The 18,660-nt window shown below is 59.6% G+C and carries 15 protein-coding genes and 1 pseudogene; 8 read left to right on the top strand and 8 right to left on the bottom strand.

Features of this window, described 5'->3' with window-relative positions; genetic code table 11:
* Positions 1–3: 3 nt before the first annotated feature.
* Together dkgB and ACA048_RS09875 are read right to left on the bottom strand one after the other, a co-directional pair.
* Entirely contained in the window at positions 4–807 is an 804-nt protein-coding gene (dkgB, locus tag ACA048_RS09870) for a 2,5-didehydrogluconate reductase DkgB (protein ID WP_497628942.1), read from the bottom strand.
* Between the two features lie 257 nt (positions 808–1,064).
* Complete coding sequence (locus tag ACA048_RS09875) at positions 1,065–1,604, bottom strand: PaaI family thioesterase (protein WP_497628943.1); 540 nt, start codon at positions 1,602–1,604, stop codon at positions 1,065–1,067.
* Between the two features lie 235 nt (positions 1,605–1,839).
* On the opposite strand from ACA048_RS09875, the gene ACA048_RS09880 reads away from it, so the two are divergent.
* The 3 genes from ACA048_RS09880 (at position 1,840) to ACA048_RS09890 (ending at position 4,956) form a co-directional block, all read left to right on the top strand.
* On the top strand, positions 1,840–2,706 hold the full coding sequence (locus ACA048_RS09880; protein ID WP_497628944.1) for a pirin family protein: 867 nt from the start codon (positions 1,840–1,842) through the stop codon (positions 2,704–2,706).
* 104 nt (positions 2,707–2,810) lie between these two features.
* Entirely contained in the window at positions 2,811–4,259 is a 1,449-nt protein-coding gene (locus ACA048_RS09885) for a mechanosensitive ion channel domain-containing protein (RefSeq protein ID WP_497628945.1), read from the top strand.
* Positions 4,260–4,515: 256 nt separating this feature from the next.
* Positions 4,516–4,956: a carboxymuconolactone decarboxylase family protein gene (locus tag ACA048_RS09890; protein ID WP_497628946.1), complete on the top strand. Its 441-nt coding sequence runs from the start codon at positions 4,516–4,518 to the stop codon at positions 4,954–4,956.
* Here the strand turns inward: ACA048_RS09890 and ACA048_RS09895 are convergent, their stop codons facing one another.
* The 3 genes from ACA048_RS09895 to ACA048_RS09905 form a co-directional block, all read right to left on the bottom strand.
* Positions 4,957–6,549: a DHA2 family efflux MFS transporter permease subunit gene (locus tag ACA048_RS09895; protein ID WP_497628947.1), complete on the bottom strand. Its 1,593-nt coding sequence runs from the start codon at positions 6,547–6,549 to the stop codon at positions 4,957–4,959.
* A complete protein-coding gene (locus ACA048_RS09900; RefSeq protein ID WP_497628948.1) occupies positions 6,546–7,667 on the bottom strand; it encodes an HlyD family secretion protein in 1,122 nt (373 codons plus the stop codon). The genes ACA048_RS09895 and ACA048_RS09900 overlap by 4 nt, the downstream gene beginning before the upstream one ends.
* A gap of 96 nt (positions 7,668–7,763) precedes the next feature.
* Positions 7,764–8,528 carry an AraC family transcriptional regulator gene (locus ACA048_RS09905; RefSeq protein ID WP_497628949.1) on the bottom strand — a complete coding sequence of 255 codons (765 nt, stop codon included), beginning with the start codon at positions 8,526–8,528 and terminating at the stop codon, positions 7,764–7,766.
* 100 nt (positions 8,529–8,628) lie between these two features.
* Between ACA048_RS09905 and ACA048_RS09910 the strand changes: the two genes are divergently transcribed.
* Positions 8,629–9,771 carry an MFS transporter gene (locus ACA048_RS09910; protein WP_497628950.1) on the top strand — a complete coding sequence of 381 codons (1,143 nt, stop codon included), beginning with the start codon at positions 8,629–8,631 and terminating at the stop codon, positions 9,769–9,771.
* An 80-nt stretch (positions 9,772–9,851) separates the two neighbouring features.
* Here the strand turns inward: ACA048_RS09910 and ACA048_RS09915 are convergent, their stop codons facing one another.
* On the bottom strand, positions 9,852–11,033 hold the full coding sequence (locus tag ACA048_RS09915; protein ID WP_497628951.1) for an acetyl-CoA C-acyltransferase family protein: 1,182 nt from the start codon (positions 11,031–11,033) through the stop codon (positions 9,852–9,854).
* The gene (locus ACA048_RS09920) at positions 11,033–11,812 is read right to left on the bottom strand and encodes an enoyl-CoA hydratase (protein WP_497628952.1); all 780 of its coding nucleotides are present in this window, start codon (positions 11,810–11,812) and stop codon (positions 11,033–11,035) included. Before ACA048_RS09920 ends, ACA048_RS09915 begins: the two co-directional genes overlap by 1 nt.
* A 229-nt stretch (positions 11,813–12,041) precedes the next feature.
* Between ACA048_RS09920 and ACA048_RS09925 the strand changes: the two genes are divergently transcribed.
* The 3 genes from ACA048_RS09925 to ACA048_RS09935 are packed head-to-tail and all read left to right on the top strand — an operon-like array spanning position 12,042 to position 15,481.
* A complete protein-coding gene (locus tag ACA048_RS09925) occupies positions 12,042–13,148 on the top strand; it encodes a polyamine ABC transporter substrate-binding protein (RefSeq protein WP_497628953.1) in 1,107 nt (368 codons plus the stop codon).
* A gap of 30 nt (positions 13,149–13,178) precedes the next feature.
* Complete coding sequence (locus ACA048_RS09930) at positions 13,179–14,597, top strand: aminotransferase (RefSeq protein ID WP_497628954.1); 1,419 nt, start codon at positions 13,179–13,181, stop codon at positions 14,595–14,597.
* Positions 14,594–15,481, top strand: coding sequence for a helix-turn-helix transcriptional regulator (locus ACA048_RS09935; RefSeq protein WP_497628955.1), 888 nt, complete (start codon positions 14,594–14,596; stop codon positions 15,479–15,481). Before ACA048_RS09930 ends, ACA048_RS09935 begins: the two co-directional genes overlap by 4 nt.
* A 128-nt stretch (positions 15,482–15,609) precedes the next feature.
* Here ACA048_RS09935 and ACA048_RS09940 read toward each other — a convergent pair.
* Positions 15,610–17,380, bottom strand: a pseudogene (locus ACA048_RS09940) (copper amine oxidase).
* 234 nt (positions 17,381–17,614) lie between these two features.
* Here ACA048_RS09940 and ACA048_RS09945 point away from each other — a divergent pair.
* Positions 17,615–18,628, top strand: coding sequence for a GlxA family transcriptional regulator (locus ACA048_RS09945; RefSeq protein ID WP_497628956.1), 1,014 nt, complete (start codon positions 17,615–17,617; stop codon positions 18,626–18,628).
* Positions 18,629–18,660 lie beyond the last annotated feature (32 nt).

An 18,660-nucleotide genomic window follows, 5' to 3' on the forward strand; every position in this document is an offset into this window, starting at 1 on the left:
TGCTCAATCCCACTGCGGAGCAATGCCTTTAGGGCTGGTCAACCGCTGGCCGCGATCAAGGCTGGCGATCAACGCCATATCGGCTTCGCTCAAGCTCAGCGTGCAGGCATTCAGGTTGCTTTGCAGGTTGGCGCGTTTGGTGGAGGAGGGGATCACCGCGTAACCCGACTGCATGGCCCACGCCAGCGTGACTTGCGCCGGGGTAGCCTGAAGGCGCTCGGCGATCTGCTGGATGATTGGGTCTTTGAGCACCTCGCCATAGGCCAGGGTCATGTACGACGTGATCTGGATGCCCTGGGTCTGAGCGAATTCGACAACTTTGCGATTTTGCAGATACGGATGCAGTTCGATCTGGTTGGTGGCGATGTGTTCGGCACCGACGGTGGCGATCGCCTGTTTCATCAGGTCGACAGTGAAGTTGGAGACGCCGATCTGCCGGGACAGGCCCAGTTGTTTGGCTTCGAGCAGTGCGCCCATGAATTCTTCGACCGGCACCTGGTCTTCCGGGGAGGGCCAGTGGATCAGCGTCAGGTCCAGGTAGTCGGTTTGCAGTTTGCGCAGGCTCTCTTTGAGGCTGTCGATCAAGCGGTCCCTGGCGAAGTTGGCGACCCAGATTTTGCTGGTGATGAACAGTTCGTCGCGGGCGATTCCACTCGCGGCAATGGCGTGGCCGACCTCGGCTTCGTTTTCGTAGATCTGTGCGGTGTCGATCACCCGGTAGCCCAGTTCAAGGCCAGTGCTCACCGAATCGATGACCACCTGACCTTGCAGGCGAAACGTACCGAGACCGAACGGGGGAATAGACATCAATGACTCCAGGGTTGCAGTGGGAATGGCAGGAGTATCCCCGGCGCGATCCTTGGGAAAAACCGCTGGATGGGCAAAGCACTGTTTACCGCAAGTCATGAATCAATGCATTACTTGAACGTTGGGTGTCTGGTCTGGCGCCTTCGCGAGCAAGCCCGCTCCCACATTAGATCGAAGGTGTTCACATGTTTTGTGTTCAAAGGAGATCTAGTGTGGGAGCGGGCTTGCTCGCGAAGGACTCGACTCGGTCTAAGGCTTTAACCCCGAGCCTCAAGAATCATGCAAGTGGTCGACCCCGTCGCATACAGCCGCCCATCCACATCATAAACTCTCCCCTCGGCCAGCGCCGTCGAACGCCCCAAATGTACGATCTTGCCTTCGGCGCGCACCGGCCCGCTGGCACCCGTCAGCGCACGCACATAGCTGATGCGCAAATCCAGCGTCGTATACCCCTGGCCCTTCTTCAACTGCGTATGAATCGCACAACCCATGCACGAATCCAGCAATGTCGCCGCATACCCGCCATGCACGCTGCCCAGCGGGTTGTAATGCCGTGCGTCCGGAGTGCCCTGAAAGATAAACAGCCCCGCCGACCACTCGATGGGGATGAAATCCATCAGCGCGCCAATCGGCGGCGAGGGCAGGTCACCGTTGCCAATGCCTTCGAAGAACTCTGCAGGCGATAGCGCAATGACCTCGGACAGGGGCAGGCTGCCGGGACCGGCAAGGCGGGCGCGCAGGGCCTGTTCCTGGGCGATCCATTGAGCGAGCGTGGCTTCGCGGGTGGGGCTTTGCATGATCATGTCCTCGGACGGAACGGATATTATGGTTGTAATCCTGATCGATATTATGTCCGAAATAAAAACTCCGCCAGCCCCGCGTGTCGCGTCACTCAAGCGATGCCAGTGGGGTTGAACGCCACCGCCATCGTTCTCCAGGTAGAACGCTAAAACTGATTTTTGCCATCTAGTGCCTCGGTGGGTACGGTTTTAAGCTCAGTTCATGGCTACATTCACCTCATCAGGAGACACCATGAAGAACATCATCGGTATCTACACCAGTCCACGCACTCATTGGGTCGGCGACGGTTTTCCGGTTCGTACGCTGTTTTCCTACGACAACCTGGGCAAGCACATCAGCCCGTTCCTGCTGCTGGATCATGCCGCCCCTGCCGAGTTCACCCCGACTACCGAACGACGTGGCGTGGGTCAGCATCCGCACCGTGGTTTCGAAACCGTGACTATCGTTTACAAGGGCGAACTGGAACACCGCGATTCCACCGGCAGCGGCGGCACGATTGGCCCTGGCGATGTGCAGTGGATGACCGCTGCTTCGGGGATCCTGCATGAGGAGTTTCACTCCGAAGGTTTCGCCAAGTCCGGCGGCACCCTGGAAATGGTGCAGTTGTGGGTCAACCTGCCGGCCAAGGACAAAATGGCCGATGCCGGTTACCAGACGATTCTCGATGGTGACATCCCGAACATCGCGCTCAAGGACCAGGCCGGCAGCCTGCGCTTGATCGCCGGTGAGTTCGACGGACACACCGGGCCGGCACGCACCTTCACTCCGATTGACGTCTGGGACCTGCGTCTCAAGGGCGGAAAATTGCTGACTCTGGACTTGCACGAAGGTCGCAACACGGCGTTGGTGGTGTTGCGCGGCACGGTTCAGGTCAATGGCCTGGAGTCGGTGCGCGAAGGTCAGTTGGCCCTGTTCGATCGCACGGGCGATCAGTTGAGCCTTGAAGCCAGCCAGGACGCGGTGGTGCTGTTGCTCAGCGGCGAGCCGATCGACGAGCCGATTGTCGGTCACGGCCCGTTCGTGATGAACACCGAACAAGAGATTCACCAGGCGTTCGTCGACTTCCAGTCCGGTCGTTTTGGCCGGATGCACGGTTAACCCGATTGGGTGTAATACCTCATTAAATGTTTTGCATCAAACCCTCCTACACTGTGCCCAATGTGTGAGATCTTCGCGCCATTGGCCTTCGTTGGAGTTGTTCGATGCTGTCTTTTTTCACCGATCATCCGTTGGTCTGCGCCCTGGTCCTGATCGTGGTCGATCTTGGGCTGTGGCGTTTGATCAGCGCCAGTGCCAACGGCAGTAACTGGAAGCTGCTCGTCAGGCTGGTGATTTTCTCGTTGTTCAGCGTCCTGCTGTTCAACGAAGGCTTGAACCCGCTGGAGGTCGCCCCGTGGGCCGACAACGTACCGCTGCACCTGGCGGCCACCGGTTTGCAGATTGGCTGGTGGCTGTTTGGCGCGCGGACCCTGACGGTGCTGATCGGCGCGGTGATGATGCAGCGGGTGGGGCACACCGGGCGTTTGCTTCAGGATTTGCTCGGCGCGGTGATCTTCCTGATCGCGATCATCGCGGCGCTGGCGTACGTGCTCGATCTACCGGTCAAAGGCGTGTTGGCCACGTCCGGCGCCTTGGCGATCATCGTCGGCCTGGCCTTGCAAAGCACCCTCAGCGACGTGTTCTCCGGGATCGTTCTCAACACCACCAAACCCTATCAGCTGGATGACTGGATCTCCATCGACGGCACCGAAGGCCGGGTCACCGACATCGATTGGCGCGCTACGCGCATGCAAACCGCGCAAGGCAGCATGGCGGTAATCCCCAACTCCCTGGCGGCCAAGGCCAAGATCATCAACTTCAGCCGGCCGAGTGACATTTTTGGTGTGTCGATCAGCCTGCAACTGAGCCCGCACGCACGCCCGCAAACGGTGATCGACGCGCTGGAGCGGGCGATGCAGGGTTGTCGCCATTTGTTGCCAAAGCCGGCGCCATGCGTCGCCCTCAAGGGTTCCAGTGCCGCGGGCGTGGAATATGAAATCAGTGGTTTCGTGGTCTCGATGGATCAGAAACGCATGGTGCGCAATCTGCTGTTCGATCTGTCGTATAGGCATTTGCAGGCGGCGGGTGTCAGCCTGTTGTCGACCGTCGAGTCGAATGTGCCGGCCGGCTTGTCACGGCCAAGGGCCTTGCTGGAAAGCTCGGCGATTTTCTCGACCCTGCGTCAGGATGAGAAAGAGACCTTCAGCCAGCACATGACCCTGCAAAGCTTCCGTGCCGGGGACATGATCCTGCCGGCGGGGGAGGTCAGCGATCATTTGTTCATCATTGAATCCGGAGTGGTCACGGTGGAGTTGAGCCGTGCCGGGGCCAAGTTCGAATCGGGACGCATGGGGCCGGGCGAGGTGATCGGTGAGGGCGGGATCTTGCAGGATACCGCGATGCCGGCCGACTTCATCGCCAAGACCGCTTGCAGCTTGTACCGGATCGAGAAGGACTACCTCAAACCGTGTCTGGATGCGCGGCATGACATTGGCGAATCGATGAAGGCGCTGCTGGATTTCCGCTTGAACAAGGCGCAGACGTTGACGCAGGAAGTGCCGAAAGTGGTGGAGAGGAAGGGCTTTTTGCAGTGGTTGCGTAACAGGGCTTAGTGGACGGCGGTGGATGGCCGTTGCGCGGATCGCGAGCAGGCTCACTCCCACAGTTGATCGAGTTTCTTCAGAAAGAATACGGTCAACTGTAGGCGTGAGCCCTGCTCCGGGCGGCGTTCCGACGATGGTAATTTCTGTCCCGGCTAATTTCTCATTGGTCTCCAATGGCCTCCTCGACTTCTGGAATATTGGCTATTTGTCAGAAGGGCAGGCCGGATTAACGTGACTCCACCCTCACTTGCTATCGGAGTCCACCATGAAACCTCGTATCGATTTCTACACCGCTTCCCCCGATGCGCTCAAAGCCATGATCGCCCTGGAAACCGCTGTTTCGAAGTTGCCGCTGGAAAAGAACCTGATCGAACTGGTCAAGCTGCGCACTTCGCAAATCAACGGCTGCGCCTTCTGCCTCGACATGCACAGCGCCGATGCCCGCAAGGGTGGTGAAGACGAGCGCCGTCTGTCTACGCTGTCGGCCTGGCGTGAAACGCCGTTCTTCACCCCGCGTGAACGCGCGGCACTGGCCTGGACTGAATCCTTGACGCTGGTGAGCCAGACCCATGCGGCGGATGAGGACTACGAGCTGGCAACCTCCGAGTTCAGCCCGAAAGAAATGGTCGATCTGACCGTGGCCATTACCACCATCAACGCCTGGAATCGTCTGGCGATTGGTTTTCGCAAAATGCCTCAAGCCTGATCAGTGAGCATCCGCTGACGGCGCGGCTGGTGGTTGCACCTTGCGCATCAGGGGCACCATCGCCGTGGCGATGATGAAGCAGACCATGATCATCAAAAACGCGTCGCCATAGGTTTGTGTCTGGGCTTCGCGATAGGTCAACAGCCATAGCTGATGCAGGCTGGCGGTGACGCCAGTGTCACCGCCCTGGCCGAGGGCGGCGAAGTTGTTGCCGACCTGCGACAGCCACTGATTCAGTGCTTCATTGGTGCTGTTGAGGTGTTCCGCCAGCCGGGTGAAATGCAGGTTGGTGCGGTCGTTGAGGATGGTCGCGCAGGCGGCGATGCCGATGGCGCCCCCAAGGTTACGCATCAGATTGAACAACCCCGACGCATGTTTGAGCCGTGCCGGCGCCAGTCCGCCCAAGGTCAACGTCACCGCTGGCGGCACCGCCAGTTGCTGGGCTATCCCGCGCAATGCTTGCGGCAACATCAATTCTCTAGCCCCCCAGTCATGGGTGATCGGGCTGAAATCCCACATTGACAACGCGAACAGGCCCAGGCCGGCCATCATGATCCAGCGCAGATCGACGCGATTGGCCAGAAAGGCGTACAGCGGAATCGCCATGATCTGGAACACCCCGGTGGAAAAAACCGCCAGTCCAATGTCCAGCGCGCTGTAGCCCCGCACCCGGCCGAGAAACAGCGGCGTCAGGTAAATGGTGGCGAACAGGCCGATGCCGGTGACGAACGAGAAGAAACAGCCGAGGGCAAAGTTGCGGTCTTTCAGGGCGCGCAAATCGACGATCGGATTGGCGACGTGCAAGGTCCGGCCGATGAACGCCAGCCCGGCGAGGCCGCTGATCCAGGCGGTGGTGAGAATGGTGCTGTCGCTGAACCAGTTCCAGCGTGGGCCTTCTTCGAGGGTGTATTCCAGGCAGCCGAGAAACAGCGCCATAAACGCCATGCTCAGGTAGTCGGCGCCCTTGAGCAGCGACAGCTCCGGCTGGTCGATTTTCACCAGCATCGGCACGGCCACGGCGACGAAAATCCCCGGCACCAGGTTGATGTAGAACAGCCAGTGCCAGGACGAAATGTCGGTGATCCAGCCGCCGATTACCGGCCCCAGCGTCGGTGCAAGCGAAGCCACCGCGCCAATGGTTGCGGCGGCAATCACCCGTTGTTTACCGGTGAAGAAAAAGAACGCCGTGGTGAACACCAGCGGGATCATCGAGCCGCCGAGAAAGCCTTGCAGCGCGCGGAAGGCGATCATGCTCTGGATGTTCCAGGCCACGCCGCAGAGCAGGCTGGCGAGGGTGAAGCCGACCGCTGAAGCGCAGAACAACCAGCGAGTCGAAAACACCCGCGACAGCCAGCCCGACAGTGGAATCACGATGATCTCGGCGATCAGGTAACTGGTCTGTACCCACGCCGTTTCGTCGGTCCCGGCCGAGAGCCCGCCACCGATGTCACGCAACGAGGCCGAAACGATCTGAATATCCAGCAGCGCAATGAACATGCCGATACACATGCTGGCGAAGGCGAACACCTTGGTCGCCGTCGCCATGTCGGCGGGGTTGAACGGTTGCGCAGGGACGGCGAGGGCGCGGCTCATGGTGCGCTGGCCACGGCAGAGGATTCAGCGCTTTTGCGGGTGTCGACTTCAGCCGTCACCGACAGGCCTGGACGCAGGTGGCCGAGCACGCCGTCGGCCGGATCGAGGATGACGCGTACCGGCACCCGCTGGACGATCTTGGTGAAGTTGCCCGTGGCGTTTTCTGGTGGCAACACGCTGAACTGCGAGCCGCTGGCCGGCGCGAGGCTGCCCAGATGGCCATGGAATTCCTGCCCTGACAGCACGTCCGCATGGATGACCACGCGTTGCCCCGGAATCATCCGCGCCAGTTGATCTTCCTTGAAGTTGGCATCCACCCACAAACCACTGGACGGCACCACCGACAGCAACTGCGAACCCGCCTGCGCATACGCGCCAACCCGCGCCCGGCGATTACCGATCACGCCATCCACCGGCGCCTTCAGCTCGGTGTAACCCACATTCAATTGCGCCAGATCCCGTTCGGCTCGAGCCTGCATCAGCGCGGCACGGGCTTGCTGTTTCTGGGTGTCGATCACGTTCAACTGACGTTGCGCCGCCAATAGTTCGGCCTGGGCCCGCGAACTGTGCGCCTGAGCGGTCTTGAACGTGGCATCGGCCCGTTGTGCGCTTTCCACCGAGACGGCGTTGCTGTTCACCAGTTTCTTGTAGCGGGCATTGTCATCCCGCGAGCGGGCGGTTTCCGCGCCAGCGGCATCGATCCCGGCACGCGCCTGGCCAATCACCGCGTACTGCAATTGTTCAGTAGCGTCGAGATTGGCCAGCAAGGCTTCTTCGGCAGCGACCGCGCCTTCGGCCTTGGCGAGATTGGCGCGGTAGTCGCGGGAGTCGAGGCGAATCAACACATCGCCTGCCTTCACTTTCTGGTTATCGGTGACCAACACTTCTTCGATATACCCGGCGACTTTCGGGCCGATCACTGTGACGTCGCCGCCGATGTAGGCATCGTCGGTTTCTTCGATGAAACGACCGGCTGTCCACCAGTGAGTCGCGTACAGGCCGGCAAATACCAGAGCAGCGATAGCCGCTGTCAGCAGGATCAACCGTTTGAGCAGGGGAGACTTGGGTGTGCTCACCGGGACAGCAAGGTCGGATTCGAGGCTGGGCATGCTGGTCATGGGGTTTACCTGTAGGAAACTGGTGTTTATTACGCAGGTAATATGACGTATGTAATATTTGGTGGCAATTGATTTTTGCTGCCGGTCGTCAGGTGGTTATCTGAGCCAATGGCCGGGGGTAACACCGGTCATTTCTTTGAAGAACGCAATGAATGCGCTGTCGCTGGCGAAACCTGATTCGAAAGCGCTGTAGCTGATGCTGCGCCCGGTCGACAGCAGTTCGAAAGCGCGCATCAATCGCCACTGCTGGCGCCATTGCTGATAACTCATGCCTGTTTCGCGCTGGAAGATTCGCCCGATGGTTCGGCCGCTGGCGCCAATCTGTTTTTCCAGCACGTGAAGTTCCGGTGGCAGTTGCTCAGGCGCAGCCAGCAACGGCGCCAGTCGCTTGTCCCACGGCAGGGGCAAGAGCATCGGTTGTTTCACGGCGTCGCGAATTTCGCTCAGGCACAGCCCTAGCAGATGAACGAACTTGCCCTGCTGCCAATCGGTGTCGAAATCGGCGAGGGCGATGGGTTCCAGCACCGCCCGCAGCAAGGGGCTGACTTCAATCACACAGACCTGTGGCGGCAGCTCGGCGCACAACGCTTGCGTCAGATAAATGGAGCGGTAATCGACGCTCTGCTGCATGACGGCGCGGTGTTCTACGCCCGGCGGAATCCATGCGGCACGCGACGGTGGCAACAGGCACAACTGCTGCGCGAGGGTGATGCGCGTGCAGCCCTGACGGGTGAATAGCAACTGCCCGCGCTCGTGCCGATGTAACCCGGAATCATGATCGCCCAATGTTGAAGCGATGCCGATGACTGATGCGGGATAGGGGTCGGGATCGAATTGCGTATGGGCATCAAGCCAGGCCATGGATTGTCCGATTTCAACGATAAGTTGGCAGGGTCTGGATAATACGCCAGCTACGGTTCTTTAAGCTGCTCGCCAGTTTTTCCTGAAAAGAGCAGTGGTGATGAATTCAAAAAGCTTATTGGGATTGGCGATCGCGTTGCTGATGTTCCCGCAGATTGCCCAAACCCTCTACAGCCCGGCGTTGGCGGACATCGGTCAGGCCTTTGCGGTCGGCCCGCAGCGAGCGGCACAAATCCTGTCGGTGTATTTCCTGGCGTTCGCCGTTGGCGTGGTGGTGTGGGGCCGGATGTGTGACCGGATTGGTCGGCGCCCCTCGATGCTCGCCGGGCTGGCGTTGTACGCGATTGCATCGGTGCTGGCGCTGAATGCGCGAACGTTCGATCTGCTGTTGCTGGCCCAGGCACTGGCCGCGTTCGGTGCGGCAGTAGGCTCGGTGGTGACGCAAACCCTGTTGCGCGACCGCTTCAAGGGGACAGAACTTACGCAAGTGTTTTCCGTGATGGGTATCGCGTTGGCGGCCAGTCCGGCAATCGGGCTATTCACCGGGGCGAGTCTGGTGCAAGCGCTCGGCTACCAAGGTGTAGTGGGGTGCCTGCTGCTGTTGTCCTCGGGACTATGGTTGTGGTGCCTGCGAACCTTGCCGGAAACCCGCCCGCAGAATGTAACGACCCCCGCTCTGTTCGAGACGCTGTGGCGGATGCTGCAAGATCGCGATATCTGGCGTTCGACGCTGTTGGTGGCGGTGTTCAATATCGCCTTGTTCAGCTACTACAGCCTGGGCCCGTTTGTGTTTCAGCGACTGGGTTTGAGTGCGCAATGGTTTGGCTACAGCGGCGTGATCCTCGCCCTGGGGTCCGGCCTCGGCGCGTGGCTCAACAAACGGCTGCTGCATCGAGGTGTGAGTGCTCCGCAATTGGTGAAGATTGCAGGTGCATTGACATTGGTGGGTGCCAGTGGCGTATGGCTGCTAGAGGACAGTGCTCTGTTTGTGCTGGCGATGCTGGTGGTGGTGCTGGCGTTTGGCATGGCGATCCCGAATATCCTCGGTTCGGCGCTGGTAAATTACGGCGATCGACTGGGTACCGCCGGCGCTCTGTTCGGGTTGTTGTATTACCTCTTGATAGGCGGTGGTCTGATGCTGGCGGCGTGGGGCCAGGCGTTGGGCGAGACCTTGATGCTCTGCGGCGTGGCGGCATTGCTGCTGACGTTATTTCCCAGAAGCGCGACAGGCCGTGAGTATTGACCACCCAGGTGGCAGCACCGCGTAAAAACGGCATCAAGCGGCTGCGATGCCCGGCGTTGCACCGGGCATCGCGTTAACACTTAAGCGCGTTCGAAAATCGCTGCAATACCCTGACCACCACCGATGCACATGGTCACCAGCGCATAACGGCCGTTGGTGCGATGCAGTTCGTGGATGGCTTTGGTGGCGATGATCGCGCCCGTAGCGCCGACCGGGTGACCGAGGGAAATGCCCGAACCGTTCGGGTTGACCTTGGCCGGGTCGAGGTCCAGTTCCTGGCTGACGGCACAGGCCTGGGCGGCGAAGGCGATGTTGGCTTCGATCACGTCCATATCCGCGACGGTCAGGCCGGCACGCTTGAGCGCCAAACGCGTGGCAGGCACCGGGCCGAGCCCCATCAGCTCAGGCTCTACGCCTGCGTGGGCGTAGCTGACCAGACGGGCCATCGGGCGCAGTTTGTTGGCTTGCACGGCGGCACCGGTGGCCATGACCAGCGCAGCGGCGCCGTCGTTCAGGCCGGATGCGTTACCCGCGGTCACCGAACCGTCCTTCTTGAACGCCGGCTTCATCGCAGCCAGTTGTTCCAGGGACGTGGCGCGCGGATGCTCGTCGACGCTGAACAGCTTGGTGCCCTTGCGATCCTGGATTTCCACGGTAGCGATTTGTTCGCTGAAGTAGCCATTAGCGATGGCGAATGCCGCGCGCTTCTGGTCTTCCAGGGCCAGGGCGTCTTGCATTTCACGGGTAATGCCGTTGCGTGCGGCGACGTTCTCGGCGGTGATGCCCATGTGGATGCCATGGAACGGGTCATGCAAGATGCCCAGCATGTAGTCGATGGCCTGGACGTTGCCCATGCGCGCACCCCAACGGGCGGCCGGCAACAGGTACGGCCCACGGCTCATGGATTCGGCACCGGCACCGATGGCGACGTCGGCATCGCCCAGCATCAGGGTTTGCGCGGCACTGATGATCGCTTGCAGGCCGGAACCGCAGAGGCGGTTGACGTTGTAGGCGGGTGTCTCTTTCGGGATGCCGGCGTTCATCGCGGCGACCCGGGAGATGTACGCATCGCGGGTATCGGTAGGGATCACGCTGCCCATCACCAGATGGCCAACTTGTGCCGGGTCTACGCCGGAGCGTTGCAGGGCTGCCTTGACGGCCGTGGTCGCCAGGTCGGCCAGCGGAACGTCTTTAAGCGAACCACCAAAGGTGCCAATGGCGGTACGTGCGGCGCTGACAACAAAAATATCCGGGGTGTTCATTACGGCTTTCCTCTTGGTGAATGCTTTTCTGTACTGCGATTGAGTAGGGCGGACAACGCTGTTTGTGCTTCAGGTGTCTTGAGGCGCTCGATGAACAACAGGTTTTCCTGACGAATAGTGGCTTTTAACTCCGGCAACGATGCCTGTTTGAGCAACTGCCGGGTCTGGCGCACCGAATCCTGCGGCAACGCCAACAGTCGTCGGGCCAGGTGCTGTGAGGCGTCGAGGCATTGTTGCCCGTCGTCGAACAGTTCGTTGGCCAGTCCGCATGCGACCGCCGCGGCGCCGTCGAGGCTGTCCCCCCACAGCAGGAGGCGGGCGGCGCGGGCGTGACCGATCAGGCGCGGCAACAACAGGCTGGCGCCGAATTCAGGGCACAGGCCCAGGTTGACGAACGGCACGCGCAGCTTGGCGTTTCGCGTCACCAGCACCTGATCACAATGCAGCAGCAGCGTGGTGCCGATGCCGATGGCTGCTCCGCACACGGCGGCGATCAACGGTGTTTGCAGGTGGATGACGACGTTCATCAGGCGAAACGCAGGGCTGTCCAGATGAGTCGGCGGATGCTCGAGAAAATCTGCCAGATCATTGCCGCTGGTGAAACAAGTGGTGCCGCCCGTGAGCACGATCACGCCGATACCGTCGTCTTCGTCTGCGGCCAGCAGCCGATCAGCCAACTGCGTATACAGGCTGTTATTCAGTGCGTTGAGCTTGTCGGGGCGGTCAAGCGTGAGCGTCAAAACGCCTTCGTTTCGATCTTGTTTGATCAGCTCGCTCATGGAATGCCCCGCCTGTTTTGTCCGGCAGCCACTCTAAGCGCCCGGCTGGCTTGGGAGCTATGACAAAACGAGTCAACGAAACTGCTGCTTTTTGCCATGTTTTCGCTGCAGCGCTTGCCGCCAAACGGTTCACACACCCATTCGGGGTATGGTGCCATTGGCCCAATCGCTCAATAGTGGGGCCAACCGGTCATCCAGAACCGACTTCGCTTGATAAGGTGAATTTGCTATGCGCAAGGCCCTCCTGGTGATTTCCAGTCTGTTGCTTGTTCCGCTGACACTCAATGTACAAGCCGCCACCGACGTGAACGAAAGTAATACGCTCAGGTTGTATAACTGGGCGGATTATATCGGCGAAAAAACCCTTGCCGACTTTGAGAAATCCTCCGGGATCAAGGTGATTTACGACACCTTTGATGCTTATGAAACCGTTCAGGCGAAGTTGCTGACCGGGCACTCCGGTTACGACCTGGTGGTGTTGAATGCCTCCCTTGCGCCACCTTTGATCAAGGCCAAAGTGTTCCAGCCGCTGGACAAGAAGTTGCTGCCGGGCTGGACCAACCTTGATCCGAAAGTCTTGCAGGACTTGCAGGGCTTTGATGCCGGCACCGTGTATTCCGCGCCTTACACCTGGGGCAGCAACGGCATCACCTACAACGTCGACAAGATCAAGGAGCGCATGCCGGACGCGCCGATTGGTTCACTGGCGATGATTTTCGACCCGAAAATTGTCTCGCGTTTCGCCGATTGCGGCGTAACCCTGGTCGATGCGCCCACCGAAGTCATTCCACTGGCCTTGAAGTACCTGGGACGAGACCCGCGAAGCGCCGCGCCGGAAGACTTGAAAGCCGCGCAGGAGCTGCTGTTATCCGTCCGACCGTACATCAAGAAATTCGACTCGGTGAACTACCTGACCAGCCTGCCCAACGGCGATGTATGCATGGCCATGACCTGGTCCGGCGACTACGCCACCGCCATGGCCCGCGCCGAAGAAGCCAAATTGAAGATCAAACTGGCCTACTTCATTCCCAAGGAAGGTTCGCTGATCTGGTTCGACAACATGTACATCCCCGCCGACGCGCCGCACGTAGCCAATGCACACAAGTTCCTTGAGTACCTGATGCAGCCACAAGTGATGGCGGACGTGACCGATTACATCCATTACGCCAACAGCAACGCGGCGGCCACGCCGTTGCTCAATGCCGCTGTGCGCAGCAATCCGGCGATCTACCCCGATGAAGAAACCCGCCAGCGCCTGTTTCCGCAAAAGACTCAGGACGCCAAGGAAATGCGTGCCATCACCCGCGTCTGGAGCACGGTGAAGAGCGGGATCTGATCGTTTAACCCTTCGGTTTGAGGTTTTTGTATGGCTACTCCAACGTTGAAAGTACTGCCGGCGATTGATGACGCCCGTTTGATCAAGGCCGACAAGGCCCACTACATGCACGGCTATCACATGTTCGACGAGCACGCCGAGCAGGGGGCGCTGAACATTGTGGCCGGTGACGGCGCTTACATTTACGACGCGCAGGGCAACCGTTTTCTCGATGCGGTCGGCGGCATGTGGTGCACCAACATCGGCTTGGGCCGCGAGGAAATGGCGCTGGCGATTGCCGATCAGGTGCGTCAATTGGCGTATTCGAATCCGTTTTCCGACATGTCCAACAACGTCGCCATCCAGTTGTGCGAAAAGCTCGCCAGCCTGGCCCCCGGCGATCTCGATCACGTGTTCCTCACCACTGGCGGCTCCACCGCCGTGGACACCGCGTATCGGCTGATCCAGTACTACCAGAACTGCCGTGGCAAACCGGACAAGAAGCACGTCATCGCCCGGTTTAACGCCTATCACGGTTCAACGACGCTGACGATGTCGATCGGCAACAAGGCCGCCGACCGCGTGCCGGAATTTGATTACGCCAACGACAGGATTCACCACGTCTCCAACCCCAACCCGTATCGGGCACCGGACGGTATGGACGAGGCACAGTTTCTTGAGTTTCTGGTCCAGGAGTTCGAAGACAAGATCCTGGCCATCGGTGCGGACAAGGTCGCGGGGTTCTTTGCCGAGCCGATCATGGGCTCTGGCGGGGTGATTATTCCGCCCAAGGGTTACCTGAAACGCATGTGGGAAGTCTGCCAGCGCTACGACATTCTGTTTGTCGCCGATGAAGTCGTGACCTCGTTCGGGCGCCTGGGCAAGTTCTTCGCCTCCTACGACCTGTTCGAGGTGCAGCCCGACATCATCACCACAGCCAAAGGACTGACTTCCGCTTATTTGCCGTTGGGCGCGTGCATCTTTTCCGACCGTATCTGGAAAGTCATCGCCGAGCCCGGCAAGGGCCGCTGCTTTACCCACGGTTTCACTTACAGCGGCCACCCGGTGTGCTGCACGGCGGCGCTGAAAAACATCGAAATCATCGAGCGCGAACACCTGCTGGAGCATGTCGACGTGGTCGGCGCTTATCTGGAAGAGCGGCTGGCGACACTCAGCGATTTGCCTCTGGTGGGCGATGTGCGCTGCCAGAAGTTCATGGCCTGCGTGGAGTTCGTGGCCGACAAGCGCACCAAGGCGTTGTTCGCCGATGAGGTCAACATTGGCGAGATGATTCACTCCCGGGCTCAAGCCCGAGGCTTGCTGGTGCGGCCGATCATGCACCTCAATGTGATGTCGCCACCGCTGATTCTGACCTGCACTCAGGTCGATGAAATCGTCGAGATTCTTCGGGTGTGCATTCTGGAAGTGGCGGCCGAGCTTGAAAAAAGCGGCCAGTACTTCGGGCTATGAGTTCGGTCAATCGGCGGTTACCCGGCGTCGGTTCTCCCGCTAGACTGCGGGGCATGAGCAAACCCAACGACGATACGCTGATCGCATTGCCCTTCGGGGCCTTGCATAAATGGCATGGCGACATGCGCGAAGCATTCGCCCATGCCGACGCGCCTGATGCGCTGCAATACCTGGCGTCGGCGTTCGGGCATCTGGTGTCCATCGAGTCGGTGATGATCAGCCTCGAACATAAGGACCGTGCGCCGCAGTTGCTGTACCAGCGCGGCATCCCGGAGCAGTATCGGGACTCGATCATCGACCGCTATTTTTCCGGTGGCTACTTGCTTGACCCGTTTTGCCTGGCGGTGGAACAGGGGCTGGCCGAAGGGTTTTATCACCTGGAGGAAATCGCCCCGGACAACTTCTTCGACAGCGAGTACTACAAGACTTACTACTTGAAGGCCGGGTGTTCGGAGGACAGTTTTTACCTGATCGATACCGGCCATGACAGCCAGGTCTCGGTCAGTCTGTTTCAGGGGTTTGGCGGGGAAAGCCTGCGGGCGGAACAGTTGAACCTGTTACGGGCGGTGGAGCCCTTGGTTCGGGAGTTCATCAGCGAGTTTGGCCGTCGCGGCCTGGTACATAGCGCAGTCATTGAAAGTGACGATCTGAAGCAACGCGTGCAGTCCGCCTTCGAACACTTTGGCTGCGACGTGCTGACCGAGCGCGAGCGGGAAGTGGCGCACATGGTGCTCAGGGGGCATTCGGTGAAGTCCACGGCCAGCCAGATGAACATCTCGCCGGAGACGGTGCGCATGCACCGCAAGAACCTGTATTTGAAATTGGAAGTCGGGTCGCAGTCGGAACTGTTCGCGCTGTTTATCGAATGGCTGCGCCAGCACTGACCCAAATCTAAAACCCACCCAAAATCCCCTGTAGGAGCGAGCCTGCTCGCGATAGCATCACCTCGGTCTTCCAGTTGCACCGAGTTGTTTGCATCGCGAGCAGGCTCACTCCTACAGAGGTTGTGTGTTTATTTAGGGACGCTGAAGTTCAACGTCGGCGACTCACCAAAGAAGCTCCACGGCTTCAACAGCACATGCACCCATTCAGTCGGCATGATCGGCCATTCCTCGGCTCGTGCGATGTGCGTGGTGCCGGTGGTCAGCCAGACCACGTCGTCGGCGTTTTCGTTGGACTGGTTACCTGCGGTGAACTGCCCAAGCCCCGAGTCTTTGTCCGAACGGTTCGGGTATTTGCCTTCCGGGTACTTTTCCTCCGGGTTATAGCGCGTCACCCACAGTTGCTTGTCCATGAAGCTGAGGCGGTGATAGAGCCATTCATCCTTGCCGAAGTTCGCGCCCTTGGCCACCGGATGCGTGCCGCCGGCATACGGAATCAGCTGATAGGAAACCGGGTTGCCGACTTTGTTTTCCTTGCTGAAGTTGGTCATCAGGCGAACGGTCGAGGGGTCGAATTTCTGTGCTCCCTGCTGCTCGGTGCTGACCACGTTGTGCTCGGTCTGCATCGTGCTGGTGCGCGGGCCGCCACGGTCGTTTGGCAGCACCACCGGGTTCACTTCAACCAACGAGTTGGTTTCACCGTCCACGTCCATGTCCAGGCGGAAGTTGTAGATGTGCTGGTGCGTGGTGCCGACGGTGCTGATCCACCGCACCACGAGCTCAGCCGCTCGGTGCTGAGGTTGGGCTGGCCCATTTCCTGGTGTTTGTATTCCGGGCCGGCGTAGCGTTCGAACACCGCCATGGCACGAGGAATCGAAGTCGGCGCGCCGGTGTAGTCGGCAATCGTGGCGTCGAGCAGCACGGCGTTTTCCGGGGCGTCTTTGCCGCGGGCAATCGGCGAGGTCAAGGTGCCCATGCCGTAGTCGCCGGAATCCAGGTAGGCCTTGAAGTACCAGCCGACGTCGGGGTCGCCGTAAGGCACGATCATCCCGCACAGCGAGCCTTCGTACATGATTTTGCGTTTCTTGCCCTTGTCGTCATACGTGACGGAGGACAGGATCGGGCCGACCCCCGAATCGAGGCGAACGTGGAAGTCCCAGTTCTGCCAGTAAATGCTGTTGCCGGTGATGGTGTAGTTTTTCCCCTCCGGTTCAACGATTTCCAGCGGCTTGACCTGCACGGCCGTGCGCACCTTCCACCGGTTTCCATGACTTGAGCGTCTTGGTGTCGAGGTCGACCAGGGCTTCGATCTCGTGCTTGCCATCCAGCACAACGATGTTGGCCTGGCGCGGCTGGGTGACGTTCTGACCGGTCAAGGCGAAATTCCAGACCTGATCCTTGGGCGGCGCATTGACCGAGACTTCGGTAAATCGAAAACCGGGTTGGTAGTGTTCAGACTGTTTGACGACATCCACAGCCGCCTTGATTTCGTCCGCGCTCAGCGGGTTGAGCGGGTTAGGGCGGGTTTCGACGACAAAGGTTTTGTCCAGGCCGGACTGGAACACCTGATTGATGAAGTCCTTCGGCATGTAAGCGGTTTTGTGTTTGAACACCACCGGGACGGCCAGCTTCAGGGGCTTGCCATTGAGCATGGCGACTTTGCTGTCCGGTTTGACCTTGAGGTAAACCCCGTCCTTGGCAATGACGAACAGGTTGGCGTAACTGTCCCCTTTGACCGTGGCCCCGAATTTCTCAAGGGTCGACTGCAGAGGCACCATTTCGGCGGCCCCGCCATGGGCCTGCGCGGTGGATCCAGCCCGGCAAACCGAAAGTGCCCAGGGTGATGGCCAGCGCGAGTCGGGCGAGAGGTTTTCTTTTTAACGAGGCAATGGACGTGAACATTTCTGAGTTCCTTGGGAAACCGGTGACAGCACACCACACTTTGCTACAGCCAACGAATGGCTTCTTGTGAAATTCTGCCAGATTCCTGTTGCTGCGTGCCTAAATGGGTTTGTGCCCAAGGTTAATCCACAATAAACAACGTGGCGTCGGCCGGCTTTCAGCTCGCCTGATCTGTCGCATAATGAATCCGCTGGTTTTGACTTTTGTAGTTAACGTAATCGAGTGGGTTGGACATTGATCGAACGACGGCAATTCAGCGGTGGCATGAAGGGTAAAAACCTCCGCTACTTAAAGGAGTCTGCAGACAAGCCAGCGCCAATCACGCGCACAGGCTTTTTGCTGCTCGAACACTTCTCGCTGCCTGCGTTCACGCAAGCACTGGACACAATTGTCACCGCGAATCTGCTGCGTCCCGGCCTGTTCGCCTCCCGAACGTTTGGCTTGAACGACGGGGAGGTCGTCAGTGACCTGGGCCTGGTGATCCGGCCGGACGCACACTTCGATGCGACGGCGATTCAGCAATTGGACCTGTTGGTCGTGTGTGGCGGCTACCGCACAGAACTGAAGGCCGCCGATCAGTTCATCCACCTGTTGAAGGCGGCGGCAGAGCGGGGCGTCGTTCTGGGCGGGCTGTGGAATGGCGCCTGGTTCCTCGGCAGCGCTGGCTTGCTCGATGGCTATCGATGCGCCATTCACCCGGAGCATAGGCCCGCACTGGCGGAGATTTCCAAAGCGGCGCATGTCACGAGCGAGCCCTATGTGATTGACCGCGCCCGGCTCACCGCGTCCAGTCCTGCGGGGGCCTTCCACATGGCACTGGACTGGATCAAAGGGCTGCACGATAAAGCCCTCGTCGAGGGAATCGAGGACATTCTGGCGTTTGAAGAGTCTCGCTACCGGCGCATCAAACCGGCGGAAAATATCTGCGTGAGTGCGCCGTTGCGCGAGGTGGTCAAGCTGATGCACGCCAACCTCGAAGAACCGCTGGAGCTGGAGCAGCTGGCGGTTTACGCCGGCCGTTCACGTCGGCAGCTCGAACGCCTGTTCAAGGAACAACTGGGCACCACGCCGCAACGCTATTACCTGGAACTGCGGATCACCGAGGCGCGTCGACTCCTGCAGCACACCGAGCTGTCTCAAGTGGACGTGCTGGTGGCCTGCGGTTTTGTTTCGCCGAGCCATTTCAGCAAATGCTATAGCTCTTATTTCGGCTACCGGCCGTCCAAGGAAACCCGGCTCGTCAAATAAAACAGGCACGCCCTCTCCCACGGCAGGAGAGG

The organism is Pseudomonas sp. LBUM1659, from assembly GCF_059716045.1.